Origin of the sequence: Kineococcus siccus (genome assembly GCF_009906795.1) — a bacterium.
GTDB lineage: Bacteria > Actinomycetota > Actinomycetes > Actinomycetales > Kineococcaceae > Kineococcus > Kineococcus siccus.
In genome coordinates this window covers 1-12,743 of record NZ_JAAALN010000129.1, presented here as the reverse complement: position 1 = coordinate 12,743, position 12,743 = coordinate 1, and the positions used below count along the sequence as shown (strand labels likewise).

Annotated in this window: 11 protein-coding genes; 4 read left to right on the top strand and 7 right to left on the bottom strand. The window is 75.6% G+C overall.

Annotated features, from left to right (window positions below; all coding sequences use genetic code 11):
- Window positions 1-118 precede the first annotated feature (118 nt).
- Entirely contained in the window at window positions 119-865 is a 747-nt protein-coding gene (locus tag GTR02_RS14305; RefSeq protein ID WP_166608166.1) for an SDR family NAD(P)-dependent oxidoreductase, read from the top strand.
- A 37-nt stretch (window positions 866-902) separates the two neighbouring features.
- Here the strand turns inward: GTR02_RS14305 and GTR02_RS14300 are convergent, their stop codons facing one another.
- Window positions 903-3,128, bottom strand: coding sequence for an EAL domain-containing protein (locus tag GTR02_RS14300; protein ID WP_166608165.1), 2,226 nt, complete (start codon window positions 3,126-3,128; stop codon window positions 903-905).
- A gap of 291 nt (window positions 3,129-3,419) precedes the next feature.
- Between GTR02_RS14300 and GTR02_RS14295 the strand changes: the two genes are divergently transcribed.
- Genes GTR02_RS14295 through GTR02_RS14285 form a run of 3 tightly spaced genes read left to right on the top strand, consistent with a single transcriptional unit; the run spans window position 3,420 to window position 6,528 of the window.
- Entirely contained in the window at window positions 3,420-3,893 is a 474-nt protein-coding gene (locus GTR02_RS14295; protein WP_338073817.1) for a MarR family winged helix-turn-helix transcriptional regulator, read from the top strand.
- Window positions 3,890-5,206 carry an MFS transporter gene (locus GTR02_RS14290; protein WP_166608164.1) on the top strand — a complete coding sequence of 439 codons (1,317 nt, stop codon included), beginning with the start codon at window positions 3,890-3,892 and terminating at the stop codon, window positions 5,204-5,206. The genes GTR02_RS14295 and GTR02_RS14290 overlap by 4 nt, the downstream gene beginning before the upstream one ends.
- Before the next feature lie 56 nt (window positions 5,207-5,262).
- Complete coding sequence (locus tag GTR02_RS14285; protein ID WP_166608163.1) at window positions 5,263-6,528, top strand: methyltransferase; 1,266 nt, start codon at window positions 5,263-5,265, stop codon at window positions 6,526-6,528.
- Between the two features lie 9 nt (window positions 6,529-6,537).
- On the opposite strand, the gene GTR02_RS14280 is transcribed toward GTR02_RS14285, so the two are convergent.
- From GTR02_RS14280 to GTR02_RS14255, 6 genes are all read right to left on the bottom strand, one after another.
- A complete protein-coding gene (locus tag GTR02_RS14280) occupies window positions 6,538-7,782 on the bottom strand; it encodes a M20 metallopeptidase family protein (protein ID WP_166608162.1) in 1,245 nt (414 codons plus the stop codon).
- Between the two features lie 14 nt (window positions 7,783-7,796).
- On the bottom strand, window positions 7,797-9,269 hold the full coding sequence (locus tag GTR02_RS14275) for an MFS transporter (protein WP_166608161.1): 1,473 nt from the start codon (window positions 9,267-9,269) through the stop codon (window positions 7,797-7,799).
- Complete coding sequence (locus GTR02_RS14270) at window positions 9,266-9,889, bottom strand: TetR/AcrR family transcriptional regulator (RefSeq protein WP_166608160.1); 624 nt, start codon at window positions 9,887-9,889, stop codon at window positions 9,266-9,268. The genes GTR02_RS14275 and GTR02_RS14270 overlap by 4 nt, the downstream gene beginning before the upstream one ends.
- A gap of 312 nt (window positions 9,890-10,201) precedes the next feature.
- On the bottom strand, window positions 10,202-10,501 hold the full coding sequence (locus GTR02_RS14265; protein WP_205709281.1) for a DUF1540 domain-containing protein: 300 nt from the start codon (window positions 10,499-10,501) through the stop codon (window positions 10,202-10,204).
- Between the two features lie 110 nt (window positions 10,502-10,611).
- A complete protein-coding gene (gene serC / locus GTR02_RS14260) occupies window positions 10,612-11,760 on the bottom strand; it encodes a phosphoserine transaminase (protein WP_338073816.1) in 1,149 nt (382 codons plus the stop codon).
- 52 nt (window positions 11,761-11,812) lie between these two features.
- A partial coding sequence (locus tag GTR02_RS14255) for an LGFP repeat-containing protein (protein ID WP_240895727.1) occupies window positions 11,813-12,743 on the bottom strand: 931 nt, incomplete at its 5' end.

Here is a 12,743-nt window from a genome sequence, read left to right as displayed (position 1 = left end):
GGCTTGGCCCGGGAGGGCGGGAGGTACAGCGGCACGGGCCCCAGTCTCCTCCGGCCCGCGCGGCAGGGGAAGCGCACCCGCGGACGCGCACCCGCCGCACGTCTGCTGGGATGGCGCCATGGCAGAGGCACGGGGAACGGGCCGCACGGCGGTCGTCACGGGTGCGTCGAGCGGGATCGGCGCCGCGACCGTGCGGGCCCTCGCGGCCGCGGGGTTCGACACCGTCGCCGGTGCCCGCCGCGTCGAGCGCTGCGAGGAGCTGGCGCGCGAGGTCGGTGGCCGCGCCCTGCCCCTGGACGTCACGGACGCCGCCTCGGTGGCGGCGTTCGCCGAGGCCGTCGGCGACGTCGCCGTCGTCGTGCACTCCGCGGGCGGTGCCCTGGGCACCGACAAGGTGGAGGACGCCGACCCGGAGGGGTGGGCGCAGATGTACGCCACGAACGTCATCGGGCTCACCCGCGTGCACCGGGCGCTGCTGCCTGCCGTGCGCCGCAGCGGGAACGGGCACGTGGTCGTGCTCGGGTCGATCGCGGGCTTCGAGGTCTACCCCGGCGGCAGCGGATACACGGCGGCCAAGCACGCCGTGCGCGCGGTCGTGAAGACGATGCGGCAGGAACTGCTGGGTGAGCCGATCCGCGTGACCGAGGTCGCGCCCGGCATGGTGCAGACGGAGTTCTCCGTCGTCCGCCTGGGCAGCGAGGAGGCCGCCGCGAAGGTGTACGAGGGCGTCACCCCGCTGACGGCCGAGGACATCGCCGACGTCATCGCCTTCGCCGTGACCCGGCCGGCCCACGTCGACCTCGACCACGTCGTCGTGCGGCCCGTGCAGCAGGCCGACGCCGCTCACGTGCACCGGCGCAGCTGAGAGCCCCGCGCCCCGCGCGGCGGGTACCCGTCGCAGGTCAGCGCGGCAGGCCGGTGAGGAGTTCCGCCGCGACGGGACGCCCGAACAGCCAGCCCTGCGCGCGGTCGCACCCCATGTCCCGCAACGTCTTCGCCTGCAGCTCCGTCTCCACGCCCTCGGCCGTGACGACCATGCCGTGGGCGTGGGCGAGGCTGATGAGGGCCTGGACGACGGCGTCCGCGCGCGCGGTCTGGCCCAGCGGCCGGACGAACGACATGTCGATCTTGAGGAACGCGAGCGGGAACCGGTCGAGGTAGGACAGCGACGAGTACCCCGTGCCGAAGTCGTCGAGGCCGACCCGCGCCCCGATGCTGTGCAGCTCGCCGAGGCTCGCCCGCGTGGTGCTGGAGAGGTCGATGAGCGTCCGCTCGGTGACCTCCGCGAGGAGGCTCGCACCCGAGGCCCCGGTGCTCTCGACGCTGTGGGCGAGGCGGTGCGCGAACGAAGGGTGCTCGAGGGTCTTGCCGGAGACGTTGAAGGAGACCTGCATCGTCGAGCCCGACATCCGCCACTCCCGCAGCTGCCGCAGGACCTCCTGCAGCACCCACGTGTCGACGTCGACGATGAGCCCCGTGTCCTCGGCGGTGTCCACGAACGAGGACGGCTGCATGAGCCCCTCGACCGGGTCCTGCAGCCGCACGAGCGCCTCGGCCGCGACGAGCCGGTCGTCGCGCAGGTCGACGATGGGCTGCCACACGACGCGCAGGCCGTCGGTGCGCAGCGCCCGGCGCACGCGGTGCTCGGCGTCGTGCGCCGCGCGGGCGTCGTCGCGCATCGCCGAGTCGAACACCGCGCACCGGTCGCGGCCGGCGTCCTTCGCCCGGTACAGGGCCATGTCGGCGCTGCGGAACAGCTCGTCCGAGGACCCCTCCCAGCCGACGGCGATGCCCGCGCTGCTGGTGCAGACGAGCGGCTCGGAGAGCCCCGGCAGCAGCAGCGGGGCGCGCAGCCGGCGGATGAGGTTGTGCGCCATGACCGCGGCGCTCTCGGGCCGGTCGACGCCGGGGACCATGAGGACGAACTCGTCGCCCCCGAGCCGGGCCAGGGTCGAGCCGGCCGGCGCGGCCTCCTCCAGCCGCACGGCCACCTGACGCAGCAGCGCGTCGCCGACCTGGTGGCCGAGGGTGTCGTTGACCAGCTTGAAGCGGTCGAGGTCGAGCAGGACGAGCGCGACGGCCCGGCCCGGGGCCGCGACCTCGAGGGCCTCGGCCAGCCGCACGTCGAGGACGGCGCGGTTGGCCAGGCCCGTGAGCGAGTCGCACTGCGCGAGGCGGACGAGCTCGCCCGTCGACCGGTCGCCGCTCGACACGTCGAGGACGAGGCCCTGCACCTCGGTGTGCACGGCGCTGCCCAGCGGCACGCTCATGCCGAGGAAGGTCTTGACCTGCCCGTCGGCGAGCGTGACCCGGAAGGGGTAGGGCGCGGACGTCCCCGCGTGGGCGGCCGGGTCCTCGACGCCCGTGAAGGGACCGCGGTCGTCGGGGTGGATCTGCCCGCGCCACGACGCGAGGTCGGGGTCGGGGGCACCGGCCGGCACCTGCAGCATCTCGCGCAGGCGGCCGTCGAGGTGGACGACGCCCGCCACCGGGTCCCAGGACCACTCCCCGAGCCCGGCCAGGCGCAGGGCGCCGGACAGCAGCAGCTCCGTCGACGCGAGCTCGGTGCGGGCCGCGCGCTCCTGCGCGGCCGCGGTGAGGGCCCGCCAGGCGGCGCCGCCGGCGGCCGCGAGCACCTCCAGCGGGGCGGCGCCGGGCAGCGCCGACCCCCAGACGGCCAGGCGCGGGGCGCGGACGTCCCCGGGGACCAGCTCGACGACGGCCGAGGGCGTCATCCGGGGCAGGTCGGTGCCGACGAGGCGGCTGCCGGGGACGAGCAGCAGGTCGCCGCGGGCGGCGACGACCTCGAGCTCGCGGTGGCGGGAGCGGGCGACCGTGTGGAGGAGCAGGACGCGCTGGTGCCCGGCCTGGTGGGCCTGCGCGACCAGCTCCTCGGCGAGGGCGGCCGCGTCGGCGCAGTCGGCGAAGCAGCGCTGGGCGCGCAGGACGGCGGCCCCCGCCACGTCGAGCCGGGCGTCCTCCGCCCGGCCGGGTCCGGGCCCCGCGTCCGCGGCTCGCGCGCCTGCCGTGCTGGTCGCGACCATCGTCATCCCCGTCGTCCGCCCCTCTCCGTCCGGCCCCGTCCGCTCGAGCCCGTCGCCGTGCCGCTGGGCGATGTCCAGCCTCACCGCACCCGGGCTCACCGCACCCCGGCTCACCGGGCCCGGCCTCTCGCCCGACCCGGAGGCGGCGCCACGACGCGTCCTCCCACCAGCCACCTCCGACGCTCGTCGAGCAGGGTCCGTACGGGTGGTGCGACATCACTCAACGTCATTGACTGTAACGGCGCGTAGGGCTGGAACGGTAGTCCGCGCCTGTCGCGCGGTCACCACGGCCGGGCGCGCCTGCACCCGTTCGGGTGGTGCGCGGCGAACTCGTTGCCGCTGGTCATTACCTTCGCTAACGACTACCCTGGCCCCGTGCCACCCGAGACCGCGCCCACCCGCTCCGCCTCCCTCGCCGGCACCGCCCCTCCCACCGTGGAGCCGCTGGCCGTCGAGCTGCGCGTCTCGCTCCTGCGCACGGCGCGGAAGCTGCGGGCGATGAAGAGCAACGACGAGCTGTCCGACGGTCAGTTCTCGGTCCTGTCGCACCTCGTCGTCCACGGTCCGCGCACGCCCGGTGAGCTCGCCGAGGCCGAGCACGTGCGGCCACCGTCCATGACGCGCACGATCGCGGTGCTCGCCGAGGCGGGGCTCGTCGAGCGCACCGACCACCCGGTCGACGGCCGCCAGGTGCTCATCTCGGCCAGCGCGGCCGGCGTGCGCACCGTGGAGGAGACGCGCGCGCAGCGGGCCGCCTGGCTGAGCCGCCGCCTCGCCGAGCTCACCCCCGCCCAGCGCGCCGTCCTGGCCGAGGCGTCGGCGATCCTGCGCACGGTGATCTCGGAGTGAGCGCCGGGTCCCGCCTCGTCGCCAACCCGACGTTCCGCTCGCTGCGCCACCGCGACTACCGGCTGTGGGCGACGGGCGCCGTCATCAGCAACACCGGCACGTGGATGCAGCGCGTCGCCCAGGACTGGCTCGTCATCAAGGTCCTCACCGAGGGTTCCGGGACCGCGGGCGGCATCACGACCGGGCTGCAGTTCGGGCCGATCCTGCTGCTCGCGCCGCTCTCGGGCGTCATCGCCGACCGGTTCCCCAAGCGCCGCGTCCTCATGGCGACCCAGGCGACGATGGCGCTGCTGGGCGTGGCGCTCGGGGCGCTCGTGCTGTCCGGGCGCGCGGAGCTCTGGCACGTCTACGTGTTCGCCGTCCTGCTCGGCTGCGCCTCGGCCATCGACGGCCCGGTCCGGCAGACCTTCGTCTCCGAGCTCGTGCCCCCCGAGGACCTCCCGAACGCCGTCGGGCTGAACTCGGCGTCCTTCAACGCCGCGCGGCTCGTGGGCCCCGGCCTGGCCGGCCTGCTCATCGCGGCGATCGGCACCGGACCGCTGTTCCTCATCAACGCCCTGACGTTCATCGCGCCGCTGACGACGCTGCACATGATGCGGCCCGCGGTCGCCGCGGCCCGGAAGCCGCGGCCCGCCAAGGGGACCGGCCGGATGATCGACGGTGTCCGCTACGTGCGGCAGCGCCCCGACCTGCTCGCGATCTTCGCCGTGGTGGGGATCGTCGGCACGTTCGGGCTGAACTTCCAGCTGACCAGCGCCCTCATGGTGAGCGTGCACTACCAGCGCAGCTCGTGGGAGTTCGGCCTCGCCGGCACGATCCTCGCGGTGGGGTCCCTCACGGGGGCCCTGTTCGCAGCCCGTCGCGAACGTCCGCGGTTCCGCCTGGTGTTCGGCGCCGCCGTCGCGTTCGGCGTGTTCGCCACGCTGGGCGCGCTGATGCCGAGCTACTGGCTCTACGTCGCGGTGCTCGTGCCGATGGGCCTGGCCTCGCTGACGCTGATGACCGCGGCCAACGCGACCGTGCAGATCAGCACGGACCCCGCGATGCGCGGACGGGTCATGGCCATGTACATGGCGCTCATGCAGGGCGGGACCGTGGTCGGCGGGCCCGTCGTCGGCTGGGTCGGCACGGAGTTCGGCGCCCCCTGGTCGATCATGGTGGGGTCGATCCCGTCGATCCTCGTCGCCGTCCTCGCGGGCGCCTACCTGATGCGCCGCACCAGGGTCCGGGTCCGCTACCAGCTGCGCGGCACACCGCACCTGAGCGTCGTGCCCGCCGCCGGGCGCGACGAGCGCGACGTCGCCGCCGCCTGAGCGCGCGGCCCGAGCACCCGGACGGAGCACCCCCGCGGCGGGGGGAGGATGGGCGCGTGCCGTCCGACCTGCCCACCGCCCTCGCCGACGTCCGCGCCCTGCTCCTCGACGCGGAGCAGCTCGTCCGCGCGGTGGCGGCCGGCCGGCGCCGCGGGCTGGAACCGCCTGCGGCCGAGCGCGTCGAGGTGCGGCCCGTGGCGCTGCGCTCGGGTCCGCACCTGCAGCTGCTCTCGCGCACGGGACCGCTGGTCAGCACCCGCAACGTCGCCCTGGGCGAGGAGGCCGCCGGCGCGGTCGACGAGCTGCTCGCCCAGCCGTTCGGGAACCTGCACGTGGAGACGGCCACCGAGGTCGTCCAGCTCCGCGTCACCAAGAAGGGCGAGGCCCAGCTGCACCGCGCCCCCACGAGCCGGCGCGGGGTCCAACCCGCCGGGCCGCAGGCGCACGACCGCAGCAAGCAGCGGCTGGTGGACCCCGACGACCCGCTGTTCCGCGTGCTCGGGGCCGGCGGCGACAAGCGCCGGCAGGTCGACGCCTTCGTCCGCCAGCTCGCGCCGCTCGCGCCGCGCGCTCTCGACGCCGCGGCCGGGCGCGAGCTGCGGGCCGTCGACCTGGGCTGCGGCAACGCCTACCTGACCTTCGCCGCGCACCGCTGGCTCGCCGGCCGGGCCGAGGAGGACGGCCGTCGGCTGCGGACGGTGGGGGTCGACGTGCGCGAGGACGTCGTGGCGCGCAGCCGCGGTCTCGCCGCGGAGGCCGGCCTGCCGGGACTGGGTTTCGCGACCGGCACGATCGCCGACGCCGACCCCTTCGACGGCGCGGCCCCCGACGTCGTCCTCGCCCTGCACGCGTGCGACACCGCGACCGACGAGGCGCTGGCCCGAGCCGTGCGCTGGCAGGCGCCCGTCGTCCTCGCGGCGCCCTGCTGCCACCACGACGTCCAGCGCCAGATCGTCGAGGCCACGGCCGGTGGCGGCGCGGGACCGCTGGTGCGGCACGCGATCCTGCGCGAGCGCTTCGCCGACGTCCTGACCGACGCGCTGCGCTCGCTCGTCCTGCAGCTGCTCGGCTACCGCGTCGACGTCGTCGAGTTCGTCGACTCGCGGCACACCCCCCGCAACGCGCTCCTGCGCGCGGTGCGGACCGGGGCGGCGCCGCGCGCCGGGCTGCTCGCGGAGTTCGACGAGCTGACGACGGCCTGGCGCGTCGAGCCCGCACTGGCGCGCGCGCTGGCGCCGGAGCTCGCGGCCGTGCGGGCGGGCCTGGGCGCGGGGGTCACCGTCGGACAGGGCGTCACCGTCGGACAGGGCGCCACCTCCTGACCTGCCGCGTCACCCCCGCGCGGGCGCCAGCCAGGACAGCGCGAGGTGGGCGAAGGCGACCGCCTGGTCCGCGAGGACGGCGTCGTCGAAGAGGACCTGCGGGGAGTGGTTCCACGCGGCCGTCGCGGGGTCGACCCCCGCCGGGCTGGCGCCGACGGAGAAGAACGTCCCGGGCACCTGCTCGAGGACGAAGGAGAAGTCCTCCGAGCCCATCATCGCCGCGGGCATCAGGTGCACCCGGTCCTCGCCGAAGCGCTCGCCGAGCAGGCGCACGACCTCGGTGGTCGGTCCGGCCGCGTTGACGGTGACGGGGTACTGCCGCACGAACCGCACCTCGGCGGTGCAGCCGTGCGCCGCGGCGATCCCCGCCGCGAGCGACTGGGCCTCCCGCTCCACGCGGTCGGTCGACTCCACCGAGAGCGTCCGCACGGTCGCCCCGAGCGACGCCGACGCCGGGATGACGTTGATCGCCGTCCCGGCGCGGAGCTGCGTGACCGTGAGGACGATCGGGTCCAGGACGCTGAAGCGCCGGGTCACCATCGCCTGCAGGGCCGTGACGATCTCGGCGACCGCGGGCACCGGGTCGAGAGCCCCGTCGGGCTTCGACCCGTGCCCGCCGGCTCCGTGGACGGTGACGTGCAGCTGGTTCGAGCCTGCCGCGATCGTGCCCGCGCGGGTCGAGAAGACCCCCGCCTCCCCCGGGCCGACGTGGATCGCGAAGGCGGCCACGGGCCGCTCGCCGGCGGCGTCCAGCAGCCCCTCCTCGAGCATGATCTTCGCGCCGCCCAGCCCCTCCTCGCCGGGCTGGAACATGAACACGACGCTGCCCGCGAGCTCCGACCGCCGCTCGTGCAGCAGCCGCACCGCCCCGACGAGACCGGCCGTGTGCAGGTCGTGACCGCACGCGTGCATCGCGCCGTTGGTCGAGGCGTAGTCCAGTCCCGTCTGCTCCACGACCGGCAGCGCGTCCATGTCCCCGCGGAGCAGGACCGCGGGACCGGGGTGCCGTCCCCGCAGCACGGCGACGACGGAGGTGGTGCGGGTGCCCAGGGTGATCTCGAGGTCGAGGCCGGCCAGGGCGTCGAGCACGGCGCGCTGGGTGGCCGGCAGGTCGAGGCCGACCTCGGGCGCCGCGTGCAGGGCGCGGCGCAGGGCGACCAGCTCGGGCAGCAGGCCCGCCGCGTCGCGGCTCAGCGCGTCGGAGGCGGACGCGGTGCGCACGCTCAGGCCGTCGGTGCCGGTGGTGGAGGTCATGGTGGCGAGGTTCCTCACGGGGTCGTCGTGGTCGTGGTGGTTCCAGTGGTTCCGGTGGTCTCGGCGCGCCGGCCGCGGAGCACGGCGAGCAGCGGCAGGCAGAGCAGGAACGCGCCGGCGCAGATCGCCCAGACGGTCTCGTACCCGCCGAGGGAGGAGTTCCGCGAACCCTCGACCGCGAAGGCGGCCAGGACGACGCCGAAGACGGCCCCGGCCGCGGCGCCGCCGAGCGTCTTGAGGGAGTTGTAGACGCCGGTGGCGATGCCGGTCTGGTCGGGTGGGGATGCCTCCGCGGCGTAGGCGGGCAGGCAGCCGAGGAGGAGGCCGCTGCCGAGACCGCTGACGACGACGGCGACGACCACCAGCGGCAGTGACGCGTTGCCTCCCAGCAGCAGCAGGTTCCCCGCGGCGCCGGCGAGACAGCCGGCGGCGAGGACGCCCGGCATCCCCACCCGGCGGGCGAGGGCGGGGAACGCGGAGGCCCCGACGGCGGCTGTGAGAGCGGAGAGGGCGGTGACGAGTGCGGTGCGACCCGGGGTGAGCGCGAAGCCGTAGCCCGCGCGGCCGGGTTCGGCGGTGAGGAACGTGGTGAGGACGGTCTGGGTGCCGAACAGGACCATCCCGAACAGGAACGACGTCGAGTACACCGGCCACAGGGCCCTCGACGTCAGCAACCGGAGGTTCACGGCCGGGACCTCGGTGCGGCGCTCCCAGGCGACCCAGCCCACGAGGACCACCAGGGCCGCGGCGAGGGGGACCACCGTGGTGGCGGCGGCGAACCCGCCGGTCTGCGCGGACCGCAGGCCCCAGAGCAGGGCCACCATCACGACGGCCAGCCCCGCGAAGCCGACGACGTCGACGTGCGGGTGGGTCCGCACGGTGGACTCGGGCACGACGGTGAGCACGACCACCGCGCAGGCGGCGACGAGGACGGCGGGCACGAGCAGGACGGCCGTCAGGTCGAGCACCGAGGCCAGGGCACCGGCGGCGAGCGTCCCGACCACGGCGCCGAGCGTGAGGGCGGAGACCAGCATCCCGACGGCGCGGCGAGCGGTCACCCCGTCGAGGCGGTGGTGCACGAGCGCCACCTCCAGCGGCAGCCACACCGCGAGGGGCCCGACCAGCACGCGTCCCGCGAGGACCAGCCGGTAGTCGGAGCTGAGCGCCGTGACGAGGGTTCCCGCGAGGACGGCCAGGACGGCGACCACCAGGACGCGACGGTGCCCCGCGATGTCCCCCAGCTTGGCCAGGACCGGCACGCAGACCCCCGCGGCGAGGCTCTGCAGCGCCGTGAACCAGGTGATGTCGGCGTCGGTGATGGAGAAGTGGGTCGTCAGCGCGCCGAACAGCGGCAGGTAGTAGCCCTGCAGGAAACCGCTGGTGAGTTCGACGAAGACCAGGAACCCGACGACGGCCCCGGCCCTGGCGGGCGCGGTCCCGGGTGCCGCGGCGACGCCGGCGCCCGGCTCGTCCGTGCTCGTGCTCACAGCTCCTCCTGGAGGTGGTCGGAGTTCCTCGGGGGTGCGGCCACCAGCGCGGCCACCACGGCGCGGTACTGCTCGCGCCGGACCGGTGCCGGGCGGATGGCGTTGCGGTAGAACGTGAACCCGGCGAGCACGTCGAGCACGGCGTCGCCGTCGGTGTCGGGGGGGAGCTGTCCGCGCTCGACCGCGCGGTGCAGGATCGCGTGCCCGAGTTCCCGGCGGCGCCCGAGGAACCCCTGCCAGAGCAGCGGGCGGACCTCGGGTTCGACGACGGCGGCCCACGCGTGGCCGTCGGGCACCGCCGCGTCGCGGCGCTGATTGTCCAGGTTCTGCAGCGCGTGCTCGACGAGGTCCTCGACGACGTCGCCGGTGTCCGGCGGGGTCCCGAGCCGGGAGCGGTGCAGGAGGGCGGCGGCGGCGAGCGCGGCCCGCGTCGGCCAGCGGCGGTAGATCGCGGCCTTGCCGCAGTCGACCGCGGCGGCCACGTGCTCGACCTTCAGGTGGGCGTAGCCCACGGAGTCGAGCTGGGTGAGGGCCGCCGCGAGGATGCGCCGGGTCAGTTCCTCGTCGACGGGGCGACCCGCGCCGGGTCGGGTGTCGGTGCCGGGGGCGCTGGAGGGCATGGCGGTACCGAACCACGGCCGCACGCCGCGGCGATACGGACCGTTCCGGATTTAACGTGAACGTCACACGCCACGCGTCGCACGCCACGCGGCGGCGGGGGGCGAGGACGCGGCCCGCGGGTCTCGTCGTCGAGGCAGCGGGCGCTCGCACACCGGACACGGCCGGCGCCCCAGCCGTCCTGGCGTGGGGCGACCGGCGGTCGGGTGCTCGCGGTCGACGCGAGGCGCCGGCGCGTCGCGCGCGTGAGTGGCGTCGGGCCAGACCGGTGCAGGGCAGCGGGCCGGCGCAGGGTCAGGCGGGCCGGCGCAGGGTCAGGCGGCCGCGTAGGTGAGGCACTGCGTCTCACCGTTGCTCGCGGTGCCGACCTCGATGGTCGCCGCCGTGCAGGTGAGGTCCGCGTTGTGCACGCAGTCGGCCAGCTGGCACGCGCCGACGTGCCCGGCGGGGGACGTGGCGTGCTTGGTGGGCAGCCCGAGGAAGGTCGCGCAGTGGTTCGCGCCGTGGTCGCCCACGGTGATCGCGGGCGCGTGGCAGGACACGTCCGCGTTGAAGGTGCAGCCGCTGACGGAGCACTGGTGGATGGGGGTGAGGTCCAGGTTCACGGTGGCCATGGCCCGAGTATGACCACGGAGAAGGTGACCGCGCTAGCCAGGAATGCCTTTCCTGAACGGTCTCCCGAAAGGCGAGGAAAGGCATTCCTCACCTTCCGGGAACACCGAGGTCAGCCTTCCCTCAGCGCCTCGACGACGTGGTCGACGCAGGCCGTCAGGGCCCGGACGTCGCGCGGGTCGACCGCGGGGAACAACCCGATCCGCAGCTGGTTCCGCCCCAGGCTGCGGTAGGGGAAGACGTCGACGATGCCGTTGTCCCGCAGCACGTCCTGCACCGCCACGGCGTCCACCGCGGGGTCCAGGTCGACCGTCGCGACGACGGGGCTGCGCGCGGCCTCCTCGGCCACGAAGGGCGCCGCCCACGCGCGCGCGAGGGCCCAGTCGTAGACGACGGCGGCGGATTCCGCGGTGCGCGCCGCCGCCCACGACAGGCCACCGCGCGCCAGCAGCCAGTCGACCTGGTCGGCGAGCATCACCAGGGTCGCCACCGCGGGGGTGTTGTACGTCTGGTCCTTCGCCGAGTTCTCGACCGCGATCGCGAGGTCGAGGGACGCGGGCACCCAGCGCGACGTGGCCCTCAGCTCCGCCACCCGCGCCAGGGCGGCCGGGGACAGCAGCGCGATCCACAGGCCGCCGTCGGCGGCGAAGGACTTCTGCGGCGCGAAGTAGTAGGCGTCGGTCTGCGCCACGTCGACGAGGACGCCGCCCGCGGCGGAGGTCCCGTCGACCAGCACGAGCGGGGCCTCGGCCCCGGTGGTCGCGGGGCGCACGACGGGGGCCACGACCCCCGTGGACGTCTCGTTGTGCGGCCAGGCCACGACGTCCACGCCGGCGGCCACGTCGCCCAGGCGCGGCAGGGTCCCGGGCTCGGCGCCCACCAGGACCGGCTCGGCGAGGAACGGGGCCGCGGCGACGGCCTGCGCGAACTTCGCGGAGAACTCCCCCAGCACCAGGTGCTGCGAGCGCTCGCGCACCAGGCACAGGGTCGCGACGTCCCAGAACGCGGTGCTGCCGCCGTTGCCGAGCACCACCTCGTAGCCCGGCGGCAGGGAGAACAGCCGGGTCAGCCCCTCGCGCACCCGGCGCACGAGGTCCCTGACCGGGGCCTGCCGGTGCGAGGTGCCGAGGACCGTGCGCCCGGCCCGCAGCAGCGCGTCCACCTGCTCGGGGCGCACCTTGGACGGGCCGGAGCCGAACCGCCCGTCGGCGGGCAGGAGGTCGGCGGGCAGGGTGAGGCGGGGACGGCTCGCGGTGCTCACGCGGGCATCCTGCCGCACGGGCCGCCGGAGGCCGGGAGTCGCGCGCAGGGGGTCAGCCGGGCAGCACCCGGCCCGTCGCCGGGTCGACGGTGAGCCGCCCGCGCTGGAACTCCTGCCGCACGCCGCCCCGGACGGCGAACTCCGCACCCACGGGGTAGCCGAGGGCGGAGTTCTCCCAGCCCAGCGCGGCGTAGCGGGCCAGCACGGCCCCCTGCACGGCCTGCGGGCCGGTGGCCGGGGTCCAGTACACGAGACCACCGAGGTAGCGCTGCACGACGCCGCCGTCGCGCAGCGGGACCTCCTCGCTCGTCGGGAAGCCGAGCGAACCGCCCTCCCAGCCCCGCGAGGCGTAGAGCTGACCGATCGCGCCCTTGACCTCGTGCGCACCCGTGGCCGCGGTCCAGTAGGTCAGCCCGCCCTGGAACCGTTGCACGACACCGCCCCTGACGGCGATCTCGTCGCTCGTCGGGTAGCCCAGCGAGCCGCCCTCCCAGCCCTTGCGGGCGTAGAGGTCGCCGAACGCGCCGCGCACCTCGTGGGTCCCCGCGGCCGGCGAGGAGTAGACGAGCCCGCCCTGGAAGCGCTGCACGACGCCGTCCGCGCGCAGGCGGATCTCCCCGCTCGTCGGGTAGCCGAGGGCCGAGCCCTCCCAGCCCCTCGCGGCGTACAGCCGCTCGACCTCCCCGCTGACGACGTGCGCGCCCGTCGCGGGCGAGGCGTAGATGAGGCCCCGCGCGAAGCGCTGCACGGAGCCGCCCGCGCGCAGGGCGATCTCGTCGCCGTCCGGCAGGCCGAGTCGCGAGGTGCTCGCCCCCGCGGCCTCGTAGGCGGCCTGGATGGCGCCGCGCACGACGCTCGGCCGGCCCCCCACGCCGCTCCAGGTCGTCGACCCGTCCGGGTTGCGGACGGGCGCGCCGGGCACCGGCGGGGTCACGGGCGGGACGACCACGGGAGTCGGCGTCGGCGTGGGCGTCGGCGTCGAC